The organism is Pseudomonas sp. P867, assembly GCF_019891455.1.
GTDB classification, from domain to species: Bacteria; Pseudomonadota; Gammaproteobacteria; order Pseudomonadales; family Pseudomonadaceae; genus Aquipseudomonas; species Aquipseudomonas synxantha_A.
Genome location: NZ_JAFLXB010000020.1, coordinates 1 through 26,583 on the forward strand (window position 1 = coordinate 1; position 26,583 = coordinate 26,583).

A 26,583-nucleotide genomic window follows, 5' to 3' on the forward strand; every position below is an offset into this window, starting at 1 on the left:
GCCCCTACCACCCCACCCACCAACCTCCCCGTCTCCACATATTTCGCCCGCCGACACTGCACCTCCCTTCCCACCACACACGCCTCCCTGATTTCCAAACCCGCCACGCCTACATCCATCGCCAGCCCTACATAAGTCCCATTCCCCAGCCATTTCGAAGCCTGCGCAACTGCCCCGATCCGCTGTGCATACCCTGCTATTTCGCCTTTATGCAGGTAGCTCTTGGTTGAAACGCCAAGCACCTTTTTCAATAACTGATTCCCCCTCAGCCCTGTCCCAAACCGCGCTGCACCTTGCAGTTGCCTATCCAGGTTCCCGAACAGCATCTGCCGTTGTCGAACAAACTCAACCCGGTCCAAGCCACCCCCTTTCAACCGCTGATGTAACTGTTCAATCGACTCGAGCGTAAGCACCACCTCATCCAGATGTCGCCCCCACGCAGATGTCGCACCCCCCACGCCTATCGAGCCATACCCCAACAGGCTCTGCAGCAGGTCATAGTCATTGATCACTGCTGGCCCAGCCGACGCATCCAGTGCCAGTCCTCGGTGAATTTCCTCGGCATAGCGCATCAACCAGGCTTCTTCGGCACTGCAAGTTACGCTGTAATTATCAGGAATAATCACCAACTGTCCTGGCGTCACCAGCTTATGGCGCAGGTGCCGATTCAACACATCGAAATGATCAGAGCGTTGCCGATTCAACGCCCCACCCATTAGCCTGGACTTCAAACTGAGGTAGTCCGTGGTGCGGTCGTTGAGGTATGCCTGCGCCATGCCTTACATCTCGAATGCCATGAAGATGGCATCGAAATATAAGCAAGCGCCTACAGCCCGGACACAAGCAGGCGGGTGTCAAACAATACGTTTGGGAAGTTGCCTACACAGCAAAAGTTAAGCGCCTACGGAAGACGCCCTAATACCCCGTCATCTCCAAATACCCCACCCCACCCTCGAACTTCACCGGCCCTTCCCAGTAGGGAATCCCCAGGTTCATCCACGCTTTCGGATTGACCGCCTCGGTGGTGATGTCCAGGTGTTTGCCGGGGATCTTCAGCGACCAGCGCGTGGGAATGCTGCGCCCGTCAATCTCGGTTCTGGTCAGCGGCGCCAGTTGAATATCTGCGTTGTGCAGGGTCTCGGTGCGGCCCTGGGCGTCGATCCAGGTTCCGGTGAGGTACCCGCCGCCGTCTTTGTCTCGCACGCGAAAGAGCATCAGTTGCGCGCCCCGGTCCAGGTGCAGGGAGAACCAGTCCCAGCCGGTCTGGCTGGCGGCCAGGGGTTGGCTGCTCCATTCGCGGTCGAGCCAGGCCGAGCCGCTGACTTCGTACGTCTGGCCGTCGATACTGATGCTGCCGGTGGCGGTGAAAAACGGCTGGCTGTAGTAGTACGACGCCTGGCCCTGGTCGGATTTGCGGCTGTAGCCGTTGTCGCCTTGCAGCACCAACGGGCGGCTGGAGGTCAGTTGCAGGTCGTAGGCGAATTGCCCGCCACTGGCCTTGAGTTGCATATCGGCCAGAGCGCTAGTGGCGCCTGGGCGGGTGGCGAAGTTCCAGTCGTCGATCCAGGCGTTGAACGGCAACGCTTGCGCTCCGGCCTGGCCGACACCACCACGGGCGAAGCGTTCGGCGGCGTAGTGGTGGGTGGCGCTGGTGACGGCGGCGTGGCCGAGCCAGATGGTGGAGTCGCGCCAGCCTTGCTGCATCGGCCCGGCATTCACGGCGTTGCGAAACAAGGTCCATTGCACGCCGAACACATTGCCCTGGGCATCCTTGAGGTTGGCGGTGACGTACCACCATTCGATGCGAAAGCCTGGGTGCGGGCCGTGATCTTCGGGGAAGCTGAAGACTTTACCAGGGGCCACTTGGGCAAACTCCGCCGCATCGCTGCCCAGCCCGGCGAAGCTTTCCTCGGGTGCAGGCGGCTTGTCACAGGCACTCAACAGCAGCAGCAACACCCCCCACCCCAACGCTTTAATCTTCATTTGCAAAGGTCCTCAACAAATCCGCCGGGCGGCTGCGGTAGAGCTGCCATAGCGGCCAGGCCGAGGCTAGCAATGTCGCAAGCAACGCCAGCCCCATCAACTGTGCAAGCTGCCCGGGGAATACCTGCAACGGCAGGCGCCAGCCGAACGCCTGGACGTTGATCACCGCATCCAGGCACCACGCCAGCAACAGCCCCAACGGCAACGCAAGGACCAGCGTCAGTACCGCCAGCAGCCAGGTCTGGCCAAGGTTGAGCAGCATCAGTTGGCGGCGTGTCACCCCCAGCGCCCACAACGGCGCAAGTTGCCCGAGGCGACTCTGGCTCTGGGTCAGCAGGCTGATGAACAATGCCACGCCCGCCACACCCAGGGTCAGACTGTTCAACGCAGCAGTGGCGGCGAAGGTGCGTTCGAAGACCTGGCTGGACCACCCCTTGAGTTGTTGTTGATCGACGATACGGCTGTCTTCCAGGGCAAACTCGCGCTGCACTTCACCCACCAGCGGCTGCACATCCTGGGGCGCCACGCGCAGGTTGAATCGCACCGGTGACAGCGTCGGCCAATGAGCCAACAGGTGCTTGGCGTTGACCAGCAGATGGCCCTTGGGGTTGCCATAGTCGGCATAGATTCCGACGATTTCCGGTGCCCATGTGCCCTGCGGGGTGGGGACTTGAACCCTGTCGCCCAGGCGCACGTTCAAGCGCCGCGCCAACTGCTCGCTGAGCATCACGCTATCGTCTTGCAGCAAGCGGTCCCAGGGTGTGCTCGTCGCCTCCAGCAACGGCCAGTGCTGACGATAGGTGGGGTTGTCGACCACACCAAACAGCTCCGCCGGCCAGCCTTGCAACTGCACCGCGACCTGCCAGCTGGGCAGCACCGCCTGCACCAACGGCTGCTGTGCCAACCATGTGTGCAGTTGCTGCGCCTGAGCCGGATTTTGCGGGTTGAGGTAAAGCTCGGCGGTCAGGCGTTGTTCCAGCCAGTGGTTGAAGGTCTGGCGAAAACCCGAGGTCATGGAGCTTGCGCCAATATTGGCCGCCAGGGCCAGCAACAGCGCCATGAGTGCCAGGCTCAAGGCTGGCAGTTGCTGGCGACAGTCGGCGAGGAACCACTGGCCCAGTACCGAACGACTGCGCCCCAGCACGCCGTTCAACAGCGCATTGAGCAACACCGGCAAACCCAGTGCAGCGCCCAGCAGCAAGGCCGCCATCAGCACGAATCCGGCGGCCAGGCTGTTGCCCAACTCCAGGGCCAGCAGTGCAATGAGCAGCGCCGCAACCGCCACCCAACCCTGGCGCCGCAACCAGCGCCCGTGGGCCTCATGCCAGGCTTGTGCATTGGCCAGCGCCAGCAACGGCAAACGCGCCGCACGCCACAGGCTGCTGGCCCCTGCGAGCAAGGCGCCGAGCAGGCTCAAGCCCAGCCCTGCAAGCCACCACCCCGGGCTCAAGCTCAGTTGACCTGCCACTTCGGCCCCGTACAGGCCGCGCAAGCTGGCGGCGACGTCCGGCAGCAACAGGCTGGCCAGCAGGTAACCGCTGGCGACCCCGAGTACACCGCCCAGCAATGCCAGAAATCCCAGTTCGACACCCAGGCTCAGGATCAGCATTCGCGCACTGACCCCGCAGGCACGCAAAGTGCGCAACAGACCCCGCCGTTGTTCCAGGGCCAGGCCGATGGCTGCGTGCACGATAAACAACCCGACCACGAAGGACAAAAAGCCCAAGGCGTCGAGGTTCAGATGAAAGCTTTCGGTGAGACGTGAGAGGTTGTTGTCCTCGCCCTGCTTGAGTTGCAACCCGACGGGCGCTTGGGGATGGCGGGCGGCGAAGGCGTTGTCCAGCAGCAAGCGCGACAGCCGCCCCTGCATGTTCAGCACGGGTTGGGCAAAACCGATATCGGTAAGCAGCATACCGGGGGCCATGTCCGGCTGAACCTGCAACGGCGGCAAGCGCTGCCCGCTGGCCGTCAGCGGTTGTTCGCCCGCGTGCAAACCGAGCGCCTCCAAGGTTTGCGCGGCAACCCAGGTACGCCCCGGCGCCTGGAAAAACGCCAGCATCTGTGCCTGGCTCAAGCGCTGCCCGGCCACGCTGCCGCTGCCAGGTAACGATACCGGCTCAATGCCCATCAATTGCAGCCGCTGCTCCTCATGCCCCTTGAGTACCACCCGCCCCTGCACCACCGGTGACACCGGCCACCCGGCGCGGCGCAATTGCGCAAACAACGCTTGGGGGAAGGCGGCGCCGTCCGGTGCGCTCAAGCTGGCCTGCGGTTCGCCGCCGATCAATTGGCTGGCGCGCGCATAGCCGTCCCGTGCCTGGCTGTTGAGCGCCTGCACGCCCGTCAATAATGCGGTAGCCAGCCACAGGCCGGTCAGCACGCTGAAAAATTGCACCGGGTGACGGCGCCAGTGGCTCAACAACGCACGCAACGCCCAGCAGAACACCGCCATCTCAGCGCGCGTCCATCGGTACGACACGGCCATGGTGCAGCAGCACCTGCTGGTCCAGGCGTGCGGCCAGGCGTGGGCTGTGGGTAACCATCAACAGGCTGGTAGGGCTGTCCTGCAGCAGATCCAACAGCAACTGCAGCACCTCATCGCTGGTGGTTTCGTCGAGGTTGCCGGTGGGCTCATCGGCCAACAGCAAACCCGGACGCGAGGCCAGCGCCCTCCCTACCGCCACCCGCTGCTGCTGACCGCCGGACAGTTGCTCCGGATAACGCTTGAGCAAATCGCCCAGCCCCAGACGTTCCACCAACTGCGCCTGCCAATGCGGATCGAAGCGCCCCGCCAGGCGCGCCTGGAATGCCAGGTTATCCTCCACACGCAAGCTGCCGATCAGGTTGAACTGCTGGAACACCAGGCCGATTTCGGTACGGCGCCAATGGGCCAGTTGCCCTTCGTTGAGCTGGTCCAAGCGCTGCTCGCCAATGCGGATGCTGCCGCCGTCGACCCGATCCAGGCCGGCCACCAGGTGCAGCAAGGTGCTTTTGCCACTGCCCGACTCGCCCATCAGCGCCAGACTGCTGCGCGCCCCCAGATACAGGTCGACACCGGCCAGAACGGCCAGCGGACCTTGGGGAGTGGCGTAGTGTTTGATAACCCCTTGTACCTGCAACATAGGAACGCTCATTTGAAGGACTGCCAACGAGAATAACGGCTGAGGGACATGCCCACGCAAATTTTTCACATGGATTTCACCGCCTGCCCATCCTCGACACTTTAAAGTGCGCTCCCAGCGGTGATAACTCGCAACTTGTTAGTTACTAATATTCACACTTTTTACGACGCGGATGTTCAGCAAAAAGACAGCAGCACTGTGACAGGCTGCTGCTCCACAACGGGCGATCGCCCATTAACTTCACTGGTTATAAGCACAACTAAAGGGCCGAGGGTGAATAGCGTGGCAGACATGATCCTGGCCAATCCAAAACCCAAATGGGCAAGGTTGAAGCGCCTGAAAAAATACCGTCTGCCTGTGCTGGGCATCAGCGTCATCGGCCTGCTGCTCACAGGTTTTCTATTGTGGCCCTCTTCCCCGCTTGACCTGGGTGTCGGCAATCGCCTGGTCACCTCCGGGGTGCTCGCCAGTTGGCGCCAGGGCGACCTGGTGGTTCTGGTGCGTCATGAAGAACGCTGCGACCGCTCGAAAAATCCTTGTTTCGGCCCTGCCAGCGGCCTCACGATCCAGGGCACGCAACGCGCGACCGAACTGGGCAAAGCCTTTGATTCATTGGGCATGGAGGCCACCGACGTGCTGAGCAGCCCGACCACGCGCACTGCCCAAACCTCGCTGTTCATGTTCGGCAAGACCGAGCTGTCCCCGGGCCCGCTCGCCATTTGCGGGGATGCCATGGCGGAGGAAATCCTCAGCCATAAACAGCCGAGTCGCAACCTGATGTTGATCACCCACAGCGCCTGCATGAGCGACTTCCAGACGAGCCTGGGCTTTCCCCATGCCGCAGCGGCCGAATATGGCAGTGCACTGTTCGTCAAGGTATTGCCCAACGGCAAACTTGAGGCAATGGGCACTCTGAGAATCCAGCAATGGGCCGCAGTACTTAAACAACTTTAATTACACTTATTTACCTATCCAGCAGCTATTACGTTCAGCAAAACGACAGCCCTGTTCTGGCATGTTCAGTTGCGCCTCTTAGTTAGGTTCCCCCCCTCATTGATTCAGTGAACATCACGATGCTCGGCCCGATTAATTCAATACTCTTCTTGCACCTGTTTGAACGTCATGGAGCGACGTGCTCATGACCCGCCTGAACCCTCTGCTCTGGTTAATCCTGGGCTTTGCCGTTTTTTTCTTGCTGCCCCTGGGCTTTCACGGCCTGTGGATTCCGGATGAAACCCGTTATGCCCAGGTCAGCCAGGAAATGCTGATGAGCGGCAACTGGGTAGCGCCGCACTTTATGGGCGTGCGTTATTTCGAAAAGCCCGCCGCGGGCTATTGGCTGATTGCCCTGGGCCAGGCGGTGTTTGGCGAAAACCTGTTCGGCGTGCGTATTGCCTCGGTCCTGGCCACGGCGTTGAGTGTGCTGCTGGCCTACCTGATCGCGCGGCGCCTGTGGAACGACCCACGTAAAAGCTTCGCCTGCGCCCTGCTCTACATGAGCTTTGGCTTGGTGGCCGGGCAAGCCGGGTATTCCAACCTTGATCCGCAATTTACCTTGTGGGTCAACCTGAGCCTGGTCGCCCTGTGGTTTGCTCTCGACAGCCCCACCTTAGGTGGGCGTCTGGGTTGCTGGGCCTTGTTGGGGCTGGCGTGCGGCATGGGGTTCATGACCAAGGGGTTTCTGGCATGGCTGCTGCCGGTATTGGTCGCGGTGCCTTACCTGATCTGGCAGCGCCGCGTCGGTGAGTTGCTGCGCTACGGGCCGGTGGCGATTATGGTCGCGGTACTGGTTTGCCTGCCGTGGGCATTGGCGATCCATGTGCGGGAACCGGATTACTGGCGCTTTTTCTTCTGGCACGAACACATTCGCCGCTTCGCCTCCGACAATGCGCAACATGCGCGGCCGTTCTGGTTCTTCCTGCCGATCATGGTCGTGGCGTGTCTGCCGTGGGCCGCATTGCTGCCGACAACACTGTGCAAGGCCTGGAACGAAAAACGCCAGCCGGCGATTGCCTTTCTCGCCCTGTGGTGGCTGCTGCCCCTGGGCTTTTTCAGCCTGAGCAAAGGCAAGTTGCCGACCTACATCATGCCCTGCCTGCTGCCCCTGGCGCTGCTGATGGGCCACGGCTTGATCGACCTGATCAAGCAAGGCAAGGCACGTACGATTGTGATCAACGGCGCGGTCAATTTCGTTCTCGGCATGGCGGCCATGGTCGGGCTGATTTACCTGCAAATCACCGACCCGCTGTACGGCAACAGCCACGCCGAGATGTTCAGCCTGTCCCTGGCTTTTATCGTGCTGCTGGGCTGGATCCTCGCCAACCTGTTGCAAGCGGTACGCCCGCTGACGTTGTGGGCGATGCCGGCGCTGGGCATTGGCTTGCTGATAGCCCTGCTGCCGGCGGGAATGCCGCAGTTGATAGCGGATAACGAAATGCCCGATCAGTTCGTGCTTGAGCACCTGGACGAACTGCAACAAACCCGTGCTTTGCTGAGCAACGAACTGGGCCTGGCATCGGCATTGTCATGGCGCCTGCGTGAGCCAGAGGTGGCGTTTTACGGCACCGAGGGCGAGCTGCGCTACGGCTTGCATTACGAAGAAGCGGCGCACCGCAAGGTCACACTCGACAACGTGCAAGCCTGGTTGGCCGAAGCCCGCGAGCGAGGTTCGGTGGGCGTGCTGATGCGGGTCCGCAGCACCAGCGAGCACCGCGAAGAAGGGCAATTGCCGCCCGGCGGCAAGCGCTATCGCAAGGGCAACCTGGTACTGACGATTTACCCCCAACAACCTTGATCGCCTTTGCAGGAACAGCCCATGAGCCTATGGAAAACCGAACGCGGCGCCCTGGTTTTACTGCTGGGCGTCTCGGCCTTGCTTTTGCTGCTGGGCCTGGGCAGCCGCGACCTATGGGGGCCGGAGACGCGCTGGGCCAACATCGCCTTGCAGATGCTGCAAAGCGGTGATTACTTCGACCCGTATCTCAAAGGCACGCCGTATTACGACAAACCCCTGCCCTCCTACTGGCTGATCACCGGCTTCGCCAGCTTGATGGGCGGCCTTGGCCCGTGGTCGTTGCGTCTGTCATCGGTGATTGCAGCGTGGCTGAGTATCTGGCTGGTGTACCTGATCGGCGAACGGCTGTTTCGCAAAGGCACAGGCTTGATCGCCGGCTGGATGCTCGCCACCACCTTCTACTTCCTGTTCTGGGCCAGGGTCGCCACGGCCGACGTGCTGACCGTGTGCGGCGTGCTGGCAGCCGTGTGGTGGTATTGGCGCGGACCGGAAGACACCAGGCTTGGGCGCTACACGGTGTTTTTCCTGTTGCTGGCAGCGACGTCTCTGTTCAAGGGCTTGATCGGTTTTGTGCTGCCTGGGCTGGTGCTGCTGCCGCACCTGCTCAGCCAGCAGCGCTACAAACGCCACCTCAATCTGCGCCTGCTGTTGGCCATGCTGATCGCCGCGGCGTTTTACGCGATTCCTTTCGTACTGTCCCACCGCTACGGCGCGCCTTCTTATGGCGAGAGCGGTCTGGCATTGGTATTCAGGGAAAACGTGGTGCGTTTCTTCGATCCCTTCGATCACATGGGCCCGATCTACACCTACCTGATCTACCTGCCGGTCTACACCCTGCCCTGGGCCCCCTGCTGGCTACTGGGCCTGTGGCTGGCGGTGCGGCACTGGCGCCACACCCCACCCAACGTGCGCTGGCTGGTGTGGGGCCTGGGCCTGTTGTTTGCATTCTTCACCGCCAGCGGCAGCCGCCGCAGCTACTACGTACTGCCGCTGGTGCCCTTTGCCCAACTGCTCGCCGCCTGGTGGCTGAGCGAACGCCTAAAGAAAAAACCGGCGAGCTGGCCGCGCTGGCAAAAAGACTTCGGCATCAGCGCAGGTCTGCTCTTGCTGGTGCTGGGGGTGATCTACCCCTGGACTACCGGCAACGGCGGCGTGACCCGCTTCGCCGAGGATGTGCAAGCCCAAGCCGTGAAAAACGCACCATGGGACCAATGGCAAATGGTGCTGGTGGAGGTCGACAACAAGCTGCCCATGTACCTGCAAAACCACGGCAAGCCCTTCTACTACGTCAGCGAAACCCAGGACTACCCCCGCCAGGGCGACAGCGCCGCGTTCATGGCCTGGCTGGAAAAGACCAGCGGCCAAAGGTTCGATCCGCAACACACGATTATCATCGCGCAGTATTCCAGGGAAGACCCGATGCCGCTGGCGTTTCTGGGCGTGGATCATCGAGTGGTCACTACGCAATCGGATAATGGCGAGCGTTTGTTTCAGAAGCGTGAGGGAGGGAGCGTGGCGTTTGTTCCGATGCCACGCTGAGAATCGAAGAGGTGCTGTTTGCAAAGGCTTGGCGTGAGCCCCCTACGGGGTGCATTTAAACTTCGCACACAAACTCGTCAGCCTGCGCCTTGAGCCAATCAAACAACCGAGCGATATCCGGCTCCGACTGACGACCCTCTCGGCAAATGATGTAATAGGCAGCCGGCGACATCATCACAGGAGCTTTCAGCGCAACCAAGGCTCCCTCCTTCAACGCGTCATGTACCAGTGCAGTTCTGCCCAGCGCAATTCCCCCGCCTTTTACCGCCAGGCTGATAGCCAAACTGGAATCAGGAAAGCGTGGGCCATGGTGATAGGGCGGTGCTTGGAGCCCCTGGAAGGCAAACCAGCTCTCCCACGCTGGACACACTTGATCATCCACCCGATGAATCAATGGGTACTGGGCGATATCCGCCAGGGCAATATCGCCGTGTATACGCGCAAACGCTGGCGAACATACAGGAAATACCGCATCGCGCATCAAAAGCTCGACATGGTGGTCCGGATAGTCGCCGTACCCCATCACCACGGCGACGTCATACTGATGCGCACTCAAGCTGCTGCTGCTCATGTCCGCGCTGGTCAACACCAAATCCAGATTGAACGACGCGTGAGCATGAGAACCATGCATCCTGGGAATCAGCCAGGTTGAGCACAGAGAGGACGTACAGGCGAGGTAAAGCGGTTGAGGTTTACCGGGACTGAGCGAATGCAGCACAGCATCCAGGTCTTTGAAAAAACCTTCGGCCACCGGCAACAGTGCCTGCGCCGCCGGCGTGAGTTTGACGCCCCGTGAGTGGCGCTCGAACAACTGCACCCCCCACCACTCTTCCAGACCTGCGATTTGATGACTGATAGCGCTGGCGGTGAGGTTCAACTCGGATGCGGCACGCGCAAAACTGCCGGTCTGCGCGGCACTCACGAAGGCTTGAAGCATAGGGGTCGGGGGCGGACGTTGGGCCATCAGTTGCTCACTTTGATCAGGATGATCCCGCCAACAATGACGAATGCCGACAGCATTCGCCGCCAGCCAAACCGTTCATGAAAAAACAGTGCGGCAATAATGGTGCCGATAATAACACTGGTTTCCCGCAACGCGGACACCTTGGCTACCGCATCCAGGGACAACGCAAACAACACCAGGCCGTAGGACGCCAGGTAAAACACCCCTCCCAACATTCCTACCCGCCAGTGGCAGCGGATGGCCTGGGTGAATGCCGGACGCGCCTTGATCAACGCCAATAACGGGATCGGGATGCTCTGGAATACCGTCAGATAAATGATGTATTGCAGCACCGTCTCACTGGCTCGCACGCCTTTGGCGTCCACCACCGTATAGGACGCAATGAACGCTCCAGCGCACACCGCCATCAGGATCGGCTTGAGCATGTGCGCCGTCATCCTGCGCACAAATGTCAGGCTGATGATCCCCACGCAAATCATCAGCACACCTGCCATCGCCTGAAACGACAGCTGCTCATGCAGTAAGAAGTAGGAAAAAAGCGCAACCAGTACCGGCGGCACACCACGCATGACCGGGTAAACCTGACCGAAATCGCCGGTCTCGTAAGCCTTGATCAGAAACAATCGATAGATCGTATTGAGCACTACGGAAACCAGCACATAGCCCCACACCTCAAGGCTTGGCACATGAACCAACGGCAGCGCTGCCAGACAGATCAGCAATGCGGTGCCATCGACCATTGCCAAAGTCATAAAGCGACTGCTTCCGGCGCGTACTACGGCATTCCAAGTGGCGTGCATGAAGGCGGAGATCAAGACCAGGGTGATCGCGATATCGGAGTTGTCCATGGGGCTCGGCTTTTGCTGAAAACAGGGAGGAATCAGTTATGCAGGGCAAGCCAGGCATCATGGCTTGCGTAACCACATCCGTAGCATGTAGCGATTGAGATCGCTCAGCCGCTCATCATCATTGATCTGCGCACAGGGAACATTCCTGTCTATGAAATGCGTGCGGGTATGCAGGAACTTGTTGTCGGCAGAAATCAATACCTGCCCTGGTTCAAGCAGTATGCGATGCTGGACTGAAGACTGGTCGAGCACAGCATCCAGTATATTCAGCGCCTGAGTTTGTGCGAGGGTCAACGGGACACCAGCCTTCAGATGAGCCGACTCAATGTAGACACGAAAATACTTGATCAAAGGAATGCCTGCGTCTGAAAAACTCAAGATGGGCGCTTTAAACAGCGTCTCATCCTCGGCCATGCCTCGATTCTCAAAAAAGAAATCGCATTTCAGCTGTGTCAGTACATCTGGAAACGTCATCAGCTCTGCGTAGACCGCGCTCGCATTAATCAGAATGCTTTCACCACCCAGCAGTGCTTTCTGACCACACGCCAAGATCAAATAGTCGATAGGTAGCGGGTCACTCACACCATCGTTGTGTACGTAAGCACCCTGCCGGGTTTGGTGGTATCTGGCACCCTCTTCAATACTCTTACCGCCCCGATCGTATACTTCAATAACCTTATGACCGAGATGATTCTGCACCATTGGCTTTCCCAGCAAAGAGCCAAATGTCCAAATGAGTGATTTGAAGACTGCGAGGCTATCGACTTTAAAGCCATCCAAGATCAACACATGAGTTTCATGGTCAATCATGTTTCGAATATTGTTTAATTCCGCATGCAGGATGGGTGAGCTAAGCGGATTGATGCAGGCAGGTGTTGTATCGAAGCGATGATTTTGGCCACTGGACTCGACTATATTCTTTGCGCACAACAACTCATCAAATGCGGCTTTTGAAAGTCTGACTTTGGCTGCCTCTTGACGAAAATGACTGACATCCATGTTCATCGCAATCCTTTACGTTGGTGGGTAGGAGCCTCCATTTAACTAAGCTCAACCTTGTCTGAAAAAGCGAAACCTCATCAGGGTAGCCATCAACGCTCGTCATGACAGATTTTTCCTACGCCAAAATATGAGCTGTCACTGCTGGCGTTTTGTCATGGTTTGTAAAGGGCCAGCAAGCCATCTCTCTTTAAATTGCAGGAAGATGATTCTGGCCGCGTGGCATTTGCTGGAGATAGCCAGAACCACAGTGGATCGCTCCATCGAGTGCATGAAGGCCTTGAAGGCAAAACCTCAAAATGTGGGAGGGGGTTTGCTCCCGATGGGGCCGAGTCAGTGGAGATATTTGCTGCTGACACTCCGCTATCGGGGGGCCCCTCCCACATTGAATACCTTCCACATCAGAATTCGACAGCGATAGTGGAGTCGAGCACATTGTCAGCTCTCAGATTCTGGGCAGGCTCGCTGCGTGAATAAATGCCTCATCCAAGGTACTCCCACCGTAACTGCTCATGAAACCCTCGGCATCGGTGAAACGATTGAAACGCTGTTGGCTCAGCATGTAGAAATCATCGCAGTGAGTGACGATCTCATCGACGTTATGTGATGAAACAAGTACCGCGACTCCCTCTGCGGCCGCTCCCTCCAGACACCTCCAGATGTGATAACGAAATTCGGGGTCAACACCCGCGGTCGGCTCATCCAGAATCACCAGATCTGCGTTGACGGACAGCAAGGACAGCGTAAAAAACCAGCGCTTTTCACCATAGCTGCAAAGGGATGATTTTTTCGCCCAGATTTCGCGGTAACGCTCAGCAATGCCGGGGCTCCACTTTTCAATTTTGTCCAAGGCGTGCCGTTGCGTAATCGGCGTGTCGGAACAAAAAAGCATCATCATCTTGAAAACATCAAACATGCGAAAGACAGGCGGCGTTGCGATGATTTGCGATAGGTAAAGCAGCTTGGAAAATGAATGATGCACTTTCCCGCCATTCATTTTTTTCAGACCACAGACCACGTCAAAAAAGCTGGTTTTTCCGGATCCATTAGGCCCCAACAAACCTGTGATCGCCCCCGCCTCGACCGCCAATGAAGCGCTATTGAATAAAACATGCTGGGCATACCTTAAATTCAGTTCATCCACGAGCAGCCTTTTCATTAGTACCGACTCCAAACAGGATTGATGAGTAAAAATCGGAACACCAACCACCCTGTGACGCTGATCAACCCTACAACCCCCGCCACCACAGGTGCGGATTCAGATACTCCCATCGTCATGATGCGATTGGCCCATTCCATCGGATTAAAGATGCCGATCACGTTAAGCACTGGATGTGAAGTGTTCAGGCTACCGATACCTAATGCCAACATCCCGACTGAAATCATGGAGAAAAGAGTGTTGGTATTTTGAAAGCCGATAGGCAGTAGCGTCAGCAAAAGCGAGGGCGTGGAAAACAACAAGAAGCACATATAAAAACGCCCAACTATGACAATCCATTCTTCCATCGCCATCGAACCAAAATAACCTCGCGTCAGTACATAAAAAACGGAGCAATAGATAACAGACATGAAGGAGTACGCCAAAAACTGCCCAACGAGAAAAATTAGCTTGGTACGTCTTGTATAAACAAAGGAACGTAAAAAACCACTTTCCCTGCGCCCCACTATATAAAAAGCCAATCCAAACAACGCGACGCTTGAAGAAATGAAAGCGTAGAACCATGAAGTGGCAGACGCGTAGTCACGGGTTGCTTCCTCACCAGAGATTCTGGCGTAAGTTATCAAGTAGAAGGTGACTGCGGGGGATATCACTATCCAGAGCACTGCAACGGGTTCCTTTAACTGCTCCTTAACAAAAAGCATCGATAGTAAAATCGGTTTAGATAAGGGATAGATATACATGGCTCACCTCATGGAAATGGCACCATCCTCCTCTGATTCTTTCACTTTCAAACCCCTCAGAATTAATGGTACTCCACTTAATTTAAGCAACTCCCACAATTTAGTAGAAGTAGAAAATCACGCAAGAAAAGTAAACTCTACCCTTAGGAAAAGCATTACTTCCAACTAGGAAATTTCACTCATTAAAATCGGACCACCAATAGTTCCTCAAAGAAGAAAAGAATGATTCAAACTTTCACACCGTGATAATCCCTAGCGAAATTAACGCCTTATAAATCATCATTTTTCTGATATGAAAATTAACTGCGAACGGACTCTGCGTAGGAAACAACGTGAAACCCAAGAAAGTAGGTAACTAATCCGACAAACGGTCCGGCCAGCTCTTATTCTCGAAACAATTTTAAAAGGCCAGCAAGCCATCTCTCTTTAAATTGCAGGACATTTCCGAGACAATCCCCGCCGCCTTGTGCCGGTTGGAATCGGTGGCTAGTCTGCGATCCGTCACTGCTCATCAGTGATCGGGTTTAGTCGCCCGGATTCCAGTTGTGCGCAAGCTGTCACCCTGTTCATGGTGGCTGTGCGCAGGGCACCTTAGGGTGCGCCGGATCCAACTGGCCGGTCGACTAACCTGCGTACAGCCGCCACCCTCCGTTTAGTCGCGAAGGGGTCGGCTCCTTATCTACCAGTTGGAGCTACACCATGAATAAAGTCTTACCCGACCCACCCTTCGACCCCGCAAAAACCCGTGCCGCGTTCAACCGCGCCATTGACCATTACCTGCCCAGGCAGGGTTTTCACAGCGTCAACGACGATCTGAGTTTTGAAGATGCGTTGCTGTACACCGCCAGCCTGCTCGACAGTGCCTCAGCGACAGCGCTCGATTGTAGCGAGCTGCTGGACAGCCCCGTGCGGGCGAAGATTCTGGCGGTGTGGCATTTGCTGGAGATCGCCAGAACCACAGTGGATCGCTCTATCGAGTGCATGAAGCCCTTGAAGGCAGCACCGTAGAATGTGGGAGGGGGCAAGCCCCCTCCCAGATTGAATGCATTCCAATCCTCAGATCCTGCGGCGGCGGTTGAGGGCGGGAATGGCGGTTTGCGGCACTTCAACGCGCTGGACCTTCGCCACGGTCCTGGCGGCGAGTTGCGCCAGGGTTGGCTGGCTGAACAAGGTGCGTGCGTCCACTTCCAGCCCGGCCTTGCGCAGGCGGGCCACCAGGTTGACTGCCAGCAGCGAGTGCCCGCCCAGTTCGAAGAAGTGGTCGTGGCGCCCTACCCGCTCCAGTTTCAGCACGTCGGCCCAGATGCCGGACATCAAGGTTTCCACTTCGCCCTGGGGCGCTTCGTAGGCACGGCTGAGCACCGCGTCCAGGCCCGGCTCCGGCAGGGCCTTGCGGTCGAGTTTGCCGGCGGGGTTCAGGGGCAGTGCGTCGAGTTGTACAAAGGCGGCCGGCACCATGACTTCCGGCAGTTGCTCCAGCACATGGGCGCGCAAGTCTTCCAGGCTCGGCGCCTGGCCGCGCAGGGTGAAGTAGGCGACCAGGCGCTCATCGCGAATCAGCACCGCCACTTCACGCAACGCCGGGTGTGCACTCAGGCGTGCTTCGATTTCTCCCAACTCCAGGCGCACACCGCGCAGTTTGACCTGGAAATCATTGCGCCCGAGGAATTCCAGATTGCCGTCCGGCAGGTAGCGCACCAGGTCGCCCGTGCGATATAGGCGGTCACCGACAACGAAGGGGCTGTCGATAAACCGCTCGGCAGTCATCTGCTCCAACCCCAGGTAGCCACGGGCTACTCCCACACCACCGATATGCAGTTGACCGCTGATGCCGATGGGTACCGGTGCGTCATGGGCATCCAACACGTACAAGCGGGTATTGTTGATCGGCCGGCCAATCGGCAGTTGCACCGCGGGTACTGGCGCGCCGGGTTCGAGGGTCCAGGCGCTGCTGTCGACCGTGGCTTCGGTGGGGCCGTAGACGTTGTGCAAGCGCACCTTGGGCAAGCGCGCCTGTACGCCACGGGCCAGGGCTTCGGTCAGTTCGCCGCCGCCGCACAACACATCGGTGAGGCTGGTGCACAGGGCCGACTCGTCCAGCTCAAGAAACTGCTGCAACATCGCCGGCACAAACTTGATCACGCTGATGTGCTGCTCGCGAATCAACTGGGCCAGGTACGCAGGTTCACGATGACCATCGGGCCGCGCCAGCACCAGGCGCATACCGTTGCTCAATGGCCAGAACAGTTCCCACACCGAACCGTCAAAGCTGAATGGCGCGCGCTGCAACAAGGCGCCGCCTGCGGCGTCGGGGCACAATTGCGAGCCCCAGTGCAGCAGGTTACCCAGGCCGCGATGTTCGATCATCACGCCCTTGGGGGTGCCGGTGGAGCCCGAGGTGTACATCACGTAGGCCAGGTTGGCGACGCTCAAACCCGGTACCGACGGATTGTCGGTCGGTGCCTGGCTCCAGATGCAGTGGTCGAAGTCGATCACGGGGATTGCAACCTCGCCCGGCACTTCGCGGGTAGCGCCGTGTACCAGCAGCGCCACCGGCTGGCTGTCGGCGAGCATGTAGGCCAGGCGTTCGCGTGGGTAGCCCGGGTCGAGGGGCACATAGGCACCGCCCGCCTTGAGAATTGCCAATAACCCCACCACCAGCTCCAACCCGCGCTCCACACACAGTGCCACCCGCGAGTCGGGCCGTACACCATGCTCGCGCAAGTGAAAGGCCAACTGGTTGGCGCGTTCGTTGAGTTCGCGGTAGGTCAATTGCTGCTCGCCGGCCTGCACCGCGATGGCATCGGGAATGTCCCGCGCATGGGCTTCGAACAGCGCCTGGACAGTGAGGGTTTGCGGGTAGTCCGTGACGGTGGCGTTGAAGCCTGACAACTGGGTGTGCAACTCGCTGGCGGGCAACACCTGTATGTCGCCAAGCGGCATTTTCGGCGCCTGCTCAAGCGCATCCACCAGGCCGTTGAGCACCGTGTCAAAGTAGCTCAGGACCCGCTCGGCACCGACTGTGCACGGCGCCTTGGCTTTGAGCCGGAAACCGCTGGATACGTCATCCACCGTCAACATCAGCGGGTAACTGAGGATGTCTTCACTGTTGAGCAAGGCCATGCCCGGTACCAGTTTCAGTTCGGGATCGGCCGAGGTGTGGCGGTAATTGAGCAGGCTGTTGAACAGCGGTGACACGCCGCTGCAACGCTGGGCCAACGCCAGGGAGGCTTGTTCATGAGCGAGCAAGGCGCTCAGTTGTGTGTGGGTGTCGTGCAGTGCATCCACCACGTTTTGCCCGACCAGGCGCAGGCGCAGCGGCAAGGTGTTGATGAACATGCCCAACGCCCGCTCGGCACCCTCGCCGGCTTGCAAGCGGCCAAGCAGTACGGTGCCGAACACCACATCGTCGCGGCTCGCCACCCGGCTGAGTACCTGGGCCCAGGCCAGGTGGAACAGGCTCGCGGCGCTCACGCCAAGAGCGCGGGCCTGGCTGCGCAGGCGCAGGTTGAGCGCGTCATTGAGCAGGCGTTCGGCTTCTTCGGTCTCGGCACGCTTGGCCTGGCGCTCCTGCACGCCAAACGCCAGGGTCGGCTCATCCACCTCTGCCAACTGCTGGCGAAAGAACGCCTCGTGCGCAGCCTGGCGCACGGCTGATCGGGCTTGCGCCACCACATTGCGGTACGGCACCGGCACGGGCAGTTGCGCCTGTTGGCCGAGCAGATGGGCGCGGATCTCGTCCACCAACAGGGTGGTCGAAGTGGCATCGTTGACCAGGTGATGAAAGCGCAGCCTGGCGATCCAGCGCTGATGGTGAGGTTCTTCGGCGTAGTCCAGGGCCATCAGCGGCGCCTGGCGCAAGTCCAGCGGTTGAGCCGGCTCGCGCAGCGGTTCAACCCGCAACCGCGCTTTTCGCCACACCACCTGCATCGGTTGTTCAAGGGCATCCCACACCAGGCTGGTGCGCAGGATGTCATGGCGGTCGATCACTTGCTGCAGGGCGTGGGCGAAGGCATCCAGTTGCTCGCGGCGCGCAAAGCTGAACAGAGCCTGTTGCTGATACGGGTCGTGCACATCGGTGATGTGGTGATAAAGCAAGCCTTCCTGCAACGGCGCCAGCGGGTAGATTTCCTGCACATTCGCTGCCCCACCAGGGATGCTTGCGACGATGCGGTCGAGGCTGGCTTGATCCAGCTCGGCCAAGGCGAGCAGATCGGTAGTGATATGCGTACAGCCTGGCGGGATTCGATTGTCTGGCACCGCCATTTCATTACCGCCACACGCTGCCGCCAGCGCCGCCAACGTTGGCTGGCCGAACAGCACCTGCACATCGGCACGCAGCCCGGCCTGGCGCATGCGCTGCACCAGTTGCACCGCCAACAGCGAATGCCCGCCCAACTCGAAGAAATGGTCGTGGCGCCCTACTTGCTGCACGTGCAGCAACTCGGCCCAGATCTGCGCAAGGGTAGCTTCCACACCGGCCTGCGCAGCTTCGAAGCGGCGAGTGACAAAAGCTTCCTGGCTGGGTGCGGGCAAGGCTTTGCGGTCGAGCTTGCCATTGGCGGTCAGGGGCAACGCCTCAAGGCGGACATAGGCCGCCGGCACCATGTAGTCAGGTAACGAGGCCTGCAGATGGGCGCGCAGGGTTTGGATATCGACTGGCTCGCGCGGGATAAACCAGGCCAGCAATTGCCCTTGGCGAAACTGCACTACCGCGTCCTTGATCGCCGGGTGGGCGGCCAGGGCCGATTCGATTTCCCCCAGTTCGATGCGTACACCGCGGATTTTTACCTGGTCGTCGTTGCGTCCCAGGTACTCAAGATTGCCGTCCGGCAGCCAGCGCGCCAGATCGCCGGTGCGGTACATACGCGCGCCGTTGAAAGGATCGTCCAGGAAGCGTTCGGCATTCAGTTCAGGACGGTTCAGATACCCCCGCGCCACGCCCTTGCCGCCCACATACAACTCCCCCACTGCGCCAATCGGCACCGGGCGTTGTTGCGCATCCAGCAGATAGACCTGGGCGTTGGCGACCGGCGCGCCGATGTGCAGCGGCTGGCCCACCTCAACGGCTCCAGAGGTGGCAACCACGGTGGCTTCGGTAGGGCCGTAGTTGTTGATCAGTGCAAACGTCTGCGCCTGGGTGAACGTGCGCAGGCGATCGCCGCCAATCAGCAAGGTGCGCAAGGTGGGATGCCCAAGCTGCTGGCTGAAGGCGTATTCGGCCACAGGCGTGGGCAGGAAACACACGTCCAATGGCTGTGCGCGCCACCAGTCGAGCAGCGCATCGATATTTTCCGCGCCGTCGTGGGCCGGTGGCAGGTGCAGCGTTGCACCCACGCATAACGCCGGCCAGACTTCCCAGGCCATGGCATCAAAACCAAAGCCGGCGACGCTGGCGGTATGGCTGCCCGCGTGCAGGTCGAACGCCCGGCAGTGCCAGTCCACCAGGTTCGATACGCTGTGGTGCTCCACCATCACGCCCTTGGGCAAGCCGGTGGAGCCGGAGGTGTAAATCACATAGGCCAGATTCGACGGCGAGACCGCGACCTCGGGGTTACTGTCGATGTGCGAGGTGACCTGCTCCAGCACGATCACTGGCACCGTGGAGACAGGCAGGCGCTGGCGCAAATCCTGCTGGGTCAGGATTGCCACAGGCGCACTGTCTTGCAGCAGGTAGTCGAGGCGTTCAGCCGGATGGGCCGGATCCAGCGGCACGTAGCAGGCGCCGGATTTGAGCACTGCCAACAACCCCGCCAATGTGTCCAGCCCGCGTCGGGCCAGCACGGCCACGCGATCATCCGGCTGTACGCCGTGTGCCAACAGTTGATGCGCCAGGGCATTGGCCTGACGGTTGAGGTGGGCGTAGGTCAGCTGATGGCCCTGATACACCGCGGCAATGGCGTCGGGCGTGTGTGCGGCTTGCGCTTCAATCCGCCGGTGCAAGGTTTGCGGCAGTGCGTTGGGCTGCGCGGTGGCGTTCCAGTGCAGCAGCCGAGCCTGAGCTTCAGGCGCCAGCATGGAAAACTCACCGACCGGCAACGAGGGGTCTTCCAGCCCTTGCTCCAACAGCCAGGTGAAGCAGCGCGCCATCGCCTGGACTTCGTCGTGCTGGAAGTACGCCTCGTTGTAGACGCAATGCAGCCACGCGCTGTCCTGGTAGCGGTTGCTGCGCAGGTGAATGGCGATCGGCAATGCTTCATGGTGGTTGGACACCTTGATGGCACGCGCCTGCACCTGACCAAAACGCAGGTCATGGTCGTCCTGCTCGAACGACACCGACAGGTCGAACAACTGCCCGCGATCGGTTCGTCGCAGGCCCAGCTCACGGTTCATCTCGCTTAACGGGAAGCGCTGATGGCGGAAATCCTGCTTGAGCTGATCGCGTATGCCGCGCACCAGCTCACCAAAAGGCAACCCTTCGCTGAACTGAAAACGCACCGCACTGACCTGGGCAAACATGCCGACGGTAGCGCGAAAACGCGCGTTGGAGCGGTTGAGAATCGGCAGCCCCACTACCCATTCCTGGCGTTGACTGGTGCGGCTGAAATACACATACATCGCCGCCAGCAGCACATGAAAAGCCGACGCCTGGCAGCGGTTGGCGACCTGCTCCATACGGTTGAGCAGCGCCACCGCAAACCCTTCCAGGAAGGTGTTGCTCGACGCCTTGGTGGTTTGCTTGGGCATCAGCAGTGGCTCGGGCAGTACCTGGAACTTATCCAGCCAATAGTCGCGGTCACGGGCGTAACGGGCCGAGTGCAGGTAGTGCTGGTCGGTGTCGATAAAGTCGATATAGGACGGTGCGAACGGCTCCACGTGCCGGCCTTGCTCCAGGGCGGTATACAACTGCGCGAGGGACTGCACCAACTGGCCGAAGCCCCAGCCGTCGAGAATCAGGTGGTGAGCCTGGATACCGAGGTGGTAGTGGTCGTCGTCGAGTTTGACCAGCAGGACGCGCACCAGCGGCGCGCCGCTCATCATGAACGGTCGGGCCATTTGCGCCTGCATCAGGGCCCGGCTCGCGGCGCACGGGTCGGGTAACGCCGCGAAGTCATGCAAGGCCACGTCCACCGGCAGTGCCGAAGCGAAGGTTTGCCGCGCCAGCCCTTCGGCGTCGGTATGCAATTGAATGCGCAACGCATCGTGTCTGGACACCAGCTGCGCTACGGCCTGCTGGATGCGCTCGGGCATCACTGGGCCGGCAACATCCAGATAGCCGCCAATGTTATACAGCGGCGAATCGCCCACGCGCATCTGATCAAGCCAAATGTCCTGTTGGGCGGCAGTGAGGGGGAAGCTGGCCGGCTGGCGGGAGGAATACTGCATAAGATCCTTCTCATGGAGGTCAGGCACTGGCCGCGCAGGGTGGCCCATTACGCCGAATTTGCCGGATTTGAGCATGGGGGGGCCGCAGGCGTCTGTCACCCGAAACCCGGACATTCAAATGGATGGAACGGGCTTGGTGGGTCGTTCACTGCTGAAACGATTAAAGCGCTGTAGGAAATTGGCTATACATGGCCGATGCTGGCACTTTGAACCTCTGCAAGAATTTAGACTTTTACTTTAAATATCATCCAGTTACTTAAACCTAAAAATACCTTGCGAGCGTTCGTTGCCGGTTTTATTGACCAGAAACGTCGGAATAATGACGCAGATTTTATGGCAGCTTGTGTCCCTCGTTTCAGCTACATACGTAGGACAAATCCATATGGCTAAATAAAATCTCGAACGCCGAGTTACGTTCAAGCAATACGGATCGCACCGCCGCAGCCCGGAGCCTCCGCAGACGGTTTTCGACATCAAGGATGAAATGGCTATGAGTCTGACCCGCAGTATTGGCGACACACAGGGCCCGCATTTTTATGCCGAAATGGGCGAGTTGATTTCAAACAGCGGCCATGAACGCTTCGCCGCAGACATGTTGCACCTGGTAGACAAATGGGTGCCGATTCACCTGGTGGACCTCAGCGAATGGACGCTCGATGAGCTGCGCGACCGCGTGCTCGACATCAAGCTGCTGGGCAGCGCCGGGCTGAAAAAGGAGTTGTCTGTACCCCAGACACTGCACCCGTTGAACGACCACCCGCTGATGCGCGAAATGCTGCGCATGCAAGACCCGTTGTTGATCCAGATGAAAGCCAAGGCCAACAGCGCGCACCCATTGGGCAGTTCGCACCAGTGCAACCTGGTATCGCGCCAAGGGAACCGACGCTGTGTGATTTCGTTCTACCGGCCGCCAACCCAGCGTGGGTTTTCCCTGGCTGAGTTGTCGTTTCTCAAGTGCTTGTCGGACACCCTGTTGCCGTTGATGGAGCGGCACGCGCAACTGCTGCGCCAGGTGCCGCACGCCGAGATTGAGCCGGCCCACACCCTGCTGGAACAATCGCAATTGCAGCGCGAGTTCTACAAGCGCCTGGCTCTGAGCGATATCACCCTTTCGGCGCGTGAGCAGGAAGTGTGCCTCGGCCTGCTGACCGGCGGCACCGTGCCGCAGATCGCGGAAAAACTCAGTGTGAAAAACAGCTCGATCGAAACCTACCTCAAGCGCGCCGCCGCCAAGCTGGGCGTGAGCGGCCGGCATGGCCTGGCCAAATGGATGGTGGGTGCCTGATGAACAAACGGATGCTTTGCTGCGTCGGGGTGGCGTGGACGCTCAGTGGCTGTTCGCTGATCCCCGAGTATCAGCGGCCAGCAGCGCCGACGCCTGCGCAGTTTCCTCAAGGCGGCGTGTACAGCCTGGCGCAGGCCGGCGACCTGACGCAGAATCCGGATTGGCAGCAGCTGTTCCACGACCCGGCGCTGCAACGGTTGATTGCCGATGCCCTGGTCAACAACCGCGACCTGCGGGTAGCCGCCCTGAATGTAGAGGCGTTCCAGGCGCAGTATCGTATACAGCGCGCCGACCTGTTCCCGGCGATCTCCGCCAGCGGTGCCGGCAAGCGTCAGAAATTGCCGGGTAACGTGACAGGCACCGGCAAATCGGCGATCACCTCCAACTATTCCGCCACCTTGGGCCTGAGCGCTTATGAGCTGGACCTGTTCGGCCGCGTGCGCAGCCTCAGCGAACAGGCGCTGCTGACTTACCTGGGCACCGAAGAAGCCCGACGCAGTGCGCAATTGAGCCTGGTGGCAAACGTGGCCAACGCCTACCTGACCTGGCGCGCCGATCAGGAACTACTGGCCCTGGCCGAGCAAACCCTGGTGGCCAACGACCACAGCTGGCAACTGACCAGCCGCAGCAAAAACGCAGGCAAAGCTTCGGCGCTGGAGGTGGTACAAGCCCGTACCGCAGTGGAAAGCACCCGCGCCAGCGTCGCTCGCTATGAACGCCAGGTCGCCCAGGACCTTAACAACCTCGTGCTGCTGGTGGGCGGCCCGGTGGATGAGCATCTGCCCGCTCGCCCGCTGGCCGATGATCTGGTCGCCCGCGTCCCCGCCGGGTTGCCCTCCGACCTGCTGCAACGCCGCCCGGATATCCTCCAGGCCGAATACCAGTTGCAGGCGGCCAACGCCAATATCGGCGCCGCCCGTGCTGCGTTCTTTCCGTCCGTGACCCTCACGGCCAATGCCGGCAGCACCAGCAAGGAGCTGTCGGGGCTGTTCAAGGGCGGCTCGGGCACCTGGACCTTCCAGCCGCAAATCAACCTGCCGATCTTCAACGCCGGCAGCCTGCGTGCCAGCCTCGATTACGCCAAGTTGCAGAAGGACATCACGGTGGCCCAGTACGAAAAGTCCATCCAGAGCGCCTTCCAGGAAGTGGCCGACGGCCTTGCCGCTCGCCAGACCTTCAACGACCAACTGGATGCGCAACGGGATTTCGTTGCCGCCAACCAGAACTATTACGACCTGGCCCAGCACCGCTACCGCAGCGGCGTGGACAGCAACCTGACGTTCCTCGATGCGCAGCGTGCGTTGTTCAGCTCGCAACAGGCGTTGATCGTGGACAGGCTGGCGCAGCTGGTGGCGGAGGTGAACTTGTATACGGCGTTGGGTGGAGCGTGGCGCGTCAACGCAACGCCGACTGCCGCAACCGATACTCCCCCGGCGTCATCTGCGCATACCGCAGGAAAAACCGGCTGAAATATGCCGGGTCCTTGAACCCCAGCTGGTAGCAGATTTCATTTGCAGAACTGCCGGTAAACAACAGCAGGCGTTTGGCCTCTTGCATCAGGCGCTCAAGGATCAGGCGCTTGGAGGGCAGGTCGGCGATGCGTCGGCACACCTCATTGAGGCGTGCCTGGGTCACGCCGATGGCCTGGGCATAACGCGCCAGCGGCCAATGCTCCAGGTAATGGGCTTCGATCAGTTCGTTGAAGCGGTGAAAAATCCGCAGGTCTTCATGGGCCGTCGGCCGTGCCGGCAGGGCGTGGGCGCACAGGCGCAGCAGGCGGATCATGATCAGGCGCGTCAGGCTGTCGAGGGCGGCCGCGCGCCCTGCCCGTTCGGCGTTGATCTCGCCGCACAGTTCTTCGAAAAGCTGGTCCAGCCCTTCGGCGTCGGCACCCAGCGCGACACACGCAGCCCCGGAGGCGAGGCTGGGGTCGGCGTCGATCAAGCCCCACACCAGCTGCTGGCGCACCGTCAGCACATGCCCGTCGGCATCGGCTTCGGTGACGAAGGCGTGGGCCACCGTGGGCGGCGTGAGAAAAAACATCGGCCCTGCTTCGACGTACTGGCGGTCGTCCAGATACACCCGCACCGCGCCACTCTTGACGTAATGCACCTGGAAAAACCGGTCATGGCGATGCACGGCCATATTGCGCCCGAAAAAACCTGCCAGGTTGCCCAGCTTGTCGTAATGCACCTCGGCGTCGCTGTAACGCTGGTCGTAGACCTGCCCGAGGTTGATGTTGGGAATCGGCTGCACGTCGCCCTCCTCTTGTTGTTGTGATGCCATCGGAGTGTGCCACGCTTGACGGTAGTTAACATATTAATTATAACGTTAACAACTTAACGAACTGCCTATGCAGCCGTCGTCACCGCCAGGAGAAACGCATGAGCCGTACCCTGCATGATGTTGCCAGCGGCACCCTGTTCGGCGTTGCGCTGAACTACCAGGGCCTGCTGGACCAACATCTCGCCGCCTTCGCGCAGGCGCCCTACCAGAAGCCGCCGACCAAGCCGGTGTTATTCATCAAGACGCCCAACACCCGCAATGCCCATGGCGGCGTGGTGTTGCAGCCTGCAGGCGAGCGTCTGCAACCGGGCCCGGCGCTGGGCGTGGTGATCGGCCAGCGCGCCAGCCGCGTCAGCCTGGACAATGCCATGGCCCACGTGGCCGGGTATGTGGTGGTCAACGAATTCAGCCTGCCGGAAGACAGCTACTACCGCCCTGCCGTCAAAGCCAAATGCCGCGATGGGTTTTGCGCCTTGGGCCCGCAAGTGATTGCCCGGGATCAAGTGGCCAACCCCAACGAGCTGGCCCTCAAGCTCTTCGTCAATGGCGAGCTGCGCCAGCAAAACTCCACCGCCCATTGGGTGCGCGACATCCCACAATTGATCGCCGAGATCAGCGAGTTCATGACCCTGCATCCCGGTGACGTGCTGATCACCGGTACACCGGAGGGCCGCGTGGATGTGCAGCCGGGTGATCGTGTTGAAGTTGAAATCACTGGCGTCGGCCGCCTGCTCAATATCGTTCAGGCGGAGGCACTGGCATGAAGCGCGCACGTATCCGTTTTGAAGGTCAGATCCATGCCGTGCAGGTAGACGACGATCACAGCGTGCGCCTCAGCGATGGCCGGCGGCTTGCCGAAGATCAGGTGCAATGGCTGCCGCCCGCCACCGGCAACATGTTCGCCCTGGGCTTGAACTACGCCGATCACGCCGCCGAACTGGCCTTCACACCGCCGACCGAACCGCTGGCCTTTATCAAGTCGGTCGGCACCTACACCGGTCACCGCCAAGTCACCTGGCGCCCGGACAACGTCGCCTACATGCACTACGAGTGCGAACTGGTGGCGGTGATCGGCAAGACCGCGCGCAACGTCAAGCGCGCCGACGCCCTGGACTACCTGGCCGGTTACACGGTGTGCAACGACTACGCGATCCGCGACTACCTGGAAAACTACTACCGCCCCAACCTGCGGGTTAAAAACCGCGACGCCACCACCCCGGTGGGCCCCTGGATCGTCGACGTGGCCGATGTGCCCGACCCAGGCAACCTGAAGTTGCGCACCTGGATCAACGGCGAGTTGCGCCAGGAAGGCAGCACCCAAGACATGATTTTCGATATCCCCTACCTCATCGAATACCTGTCCAGCTTCATGACCCTGCAACCCGGCGACATGATCGCCACCGGCACGCCCGAGGGCCTGGCCGATGTGGTGCCGGGCGATGAAGTGGTGGTGGAAGTCGAAGGCGTGGGCCGCCTGGTCAACCGTATTGTCAGTGAGACGGAGTTTTTCTCCGTGCGCAAAGAGGCTTGAGCAC

Annotated in this window: 19 protein-coding genes; 8 read left to right on the forward strand and 11 right to left on the reverse strand. The window is 59.9% G+C overall.

Translation table 11 applies throughout. The annotated features are described in order from the left end of the window. The 4 genes from J1G33_RS26050 to J1G33_RS26065 form a co-directional block, all read right to left on the reverse strand. Window positions 1-776: hypothetical protein (locus J1G33_RS26050; protein WP_223019039.1), on the reverse strand; the 776-nt coding region annotated here is incomplete at its 3' end. Window positions 777-915: 139 nt separating this feature from the next. Next, window positions 916-1,983, reverse strand: a complete 1,068-nt coding sequence (locus tag J1G33_RS26055; protein WP_223019040.1) for a lipocalin-like domain-containing protein — start codon at window positions 1,981-1,983, stop codon at window positions 916-918. Beyond that, window positions 1,973-4,435: an FtsX-like permease family protein gene (locus tag J1G33_RS26060; RefSeq protein ID WP_223019081.1), complete on the reverse strand. Its 2,463-nt coding sequence runs from the start codon at window positions 4,433-4,435 to the stop codon at window positions 1,973-1,975. The genes J1G33_RS26055 and J1G33_RS26060 overlap by 11 nt, the downstream gene beginning before the upstream one ends. A 1-nt stretch (window position 4,436) precedes the next feature. Next, window positions 4,437-5,105, reverse strand: coding sequence for an ABC transporter ATP-binding protein (locus J1G33_RS26065; protein ID WP_032880406.1), 669 nt, complete (start codon window positions 5,103-5,105; stop codon window positions 4,437-4,439). 273 nt (window positions 5,106-5,378) lie between these two features. On the opposite strand from J1G33_RS26065, the gene J1G33_RS26070 reads away from it, so the two are divergent. From J1G33_RS26070 to J1G33_RS26080, 3 genes are all read left to right on the forward strand, one after another. Beyond that, on the forward strand, window positions 5,379-6,059 hold the full coding sequence (locus J1G33_RS26070) for a histidine phosphatase family protein (RefSeq protein ID WP_032880405.1): 681 nt from the start codon (window positions 5,379-5,381) through the stop codon (window positions 6,057-6,059). A gap of 184 nt (window positions 6,060-6,243) precedes the next feature. Next, window positions 6,244-7,899, forward strand: coding sequence for a lipid IV(A) 4-amino-4-deoxy-L-arabinosyltransferase (gene arnT / locus J1G33_RS26075; protein WP_223019041.1), 1,656 nt, complete (start codon window positions 6,244-6,246; stop codon window positions 7,897-7,899). 21 nt (window positions 7,900-7,920) lie between these two features. Further along, window positions 7,921-9,438: a glycosyltransferase family 39 protein gene (locus J1G33_RS26080; RefSeq protein WP_223019042.1), complete on the forward strand. Its 1,518-nt coding sequence runs from the start codon at window positions 7,921-7,923 to the stop codon at window positions 9,436-9,438. Between the two features lie 55 nt (window positions 9,439-9,493). Here the strand turns inward: J1G33_RS26080 and J1G33_RS26085 are convergent, their stop codons facing one another. The 5 genes from J1G33_RS26085 to J1G33_RS26105 form a co-directional block, all read right to left on the reverse strand. Continuing rightward, the gene (locus J1G33_RS26085; protein WP_223019043.1) at window positions 9,494-10,402 is read right to left on the reverse strand and encodes a LysR substrate-binding domain-containing protein; all 909 of its coding nucleotides are present in this window, start codon (window positions 10,400-10,402) and stop codon (window positions 9,494-9,496) included. After that, on the reverse strand, window positions 10,402-11,250 hold the full coding sequence (locus J1G33_RS26090) for an EamA family transporter (RefSeq protein WP_148853579.1): 849 nt from the start codon (window positions 11,248-11,250) through the stop codon (window positions 10,402-10,404). Before J1G33_RS26090 ends, J1G33_RS26085 begins: the two co-directional genes overlap by 1 nt. Before the next feature lie 57 nt (window positions 11,251-11,307). Beyond that, on the reverse strand, window positions 11,308-12,249 hold the full coding sequence (locus J1G33_RS26095; RefSeq protein ID WP_262416953.1) for a TauD/TfdA family dioxygenase: 942 nt from the start codon (window positions 12,247-12,249) through the stop codon (window positions 11,308-11,310). A gap of 445 nt (window positions 12,250-12,694) precedes the next feature. After that, window positions 12,695-13,408 (reverse strand): AAA family ATPase, encoded by a 714-nt coding sequence (locus J1G33_RS26100; RefSeq protein ID WP_032880395.1) that lies wholly within the window; start codon window positions 13,406-13,408, stop codon window positions 12,695-12,697. After that, window positions 13,408-14,151 (reverse strand): hypothetical protein, encoded by a 744-nt coding sequence (locus tag J1G33_RS26105; protein ID WP_005789527.1) that lies wholly within the window; start codon window positions 14,149-14,151, stop codon window positions 13,408-13,410. The genes J1G33_RS26100 and J1G33_RS26105 overlap by 1 nt, the downstream gene beginning before the upstream one ends. Window positions 14,152-14,850: 699 nt before the next feature. Between J1G33_RS26105 and J1G33_RS26110 the strand changes: the two genes are divergently transcribed. Then, on the forward strand, window positions 14,851-15,159 hold the full coding sequence (locus tag J1G33_RS26110) for a hypothetical protein (RefSeq protein WP_005789528.1): 309 nt from the start codon (window positions 14,851-14,853) through the stop codon (window positions 15,157-15,159). 48 nt (window positions 15,160-15,207) lie between these two features. Here J1G33_RS26110 and J1G33_RS26115 read toward each other — a convergent pair whose 3' ends face one another. Beyond that, window positions 15,208-21,477 carry a non-ribosomal peptide synthetase gene (locus J1G33_RS26115; RefSeq protein WP_223019045.1) on the reverse strand — a complete coding sequence of 2,090 codons (6,270 nt, stop codon included), beginning with the start codon at window positions 21,475-21,477 and terminating at the stop codon, window positions 15,208-15,210. Between the two features lie 490 nt (window positions 21,478-21,967). Between J1G33_RS26115 and J1G33_RS26120 the strand changes: the two genes are divergently transcribed. Both J1G33_RS26120 and J1G33_RS26125 read left to right on the forward strand, forming a co-directional pair. Further along, window positions 21,968-22,762, forward strand: a complete 795-nt coding sequence (locus J1G33_RS26120) for a helix-turn-helix transcriptional regulator (RefSeq protein ID WP_032880390.1) — start codon at window positions 21,968-21,970, stop codon at window positions 22,760-22,762. Further along, on the forward strand, window positions 22,762-24,231 hold the full coding sequence (locus J1G33_RS26125; RefSeq protein WP_143508466.1) for an efflux transporter outer membrane subunit: 1,470 nt from the start codon (window positions 22,762-22,764) through the stop codon (window positions 24,229-24,231). Before J1G33_RS26120 ends, J1G33_RS26125 begins: the two co-directional genes overlap by 1 nt. On the opposite strand, the gene hpaA is transcribed toward J1G33_RS26125, so the two are convergent. Then, complete coding sequence (gene hpaA / locus J1G33_RS26130) at window positions 24,158-25,048, reverse strand: 4-hydroxyphenylacetate catabolism regulatory protein HpaA (protein WP_177464424.1); 891 nt, start codon at window positions 25,046-25,048, stop codon at window positions 24,158-24,160. The two genes, J1G33_RS26125 and hpaA, sit on opposite strands and share 74 nt — an antisense overlap. Before the next feature lie 98 nt (window positions 25,049-25,146). Between hpaA and J1G33_RS26135 the strand changes: the two genes are divergently transcribed. Both J1G33_RS26135 and J1G33_RS26140 read left to right on the forward strand, forming a co-directional pair. Next, complete coding sequence (locus J1G33_RS26135) at window positions 25,147-25,812, forward strand: fumarylacetoacetate hydrolase family protein (protein WP_223019046.1); 666 nt, start codon at window positions 25,147-25,149, stop codon at window positions 25,810-25,812. Next, window positions 25,809-26,579 carry a fumarylacetoacetate hydrolase family protein gene (locus tag J1G33_RS26140; RefSeq protein ID WP_223019047.1) on the forward strand — a complete coding sequence of 257 codons (771 nt, stop codon included), beginning with the start codon at window positions 25,809-25,811 and terminating at the stop codon, window positions 26,577-26,579. Before J1G33_RS26135 ends, J1G33_RS26140 begins: the two co-directional genes overlap by 4 nt. Window positions 26,580-26,583: the final 4 nt, after the last annotated feature.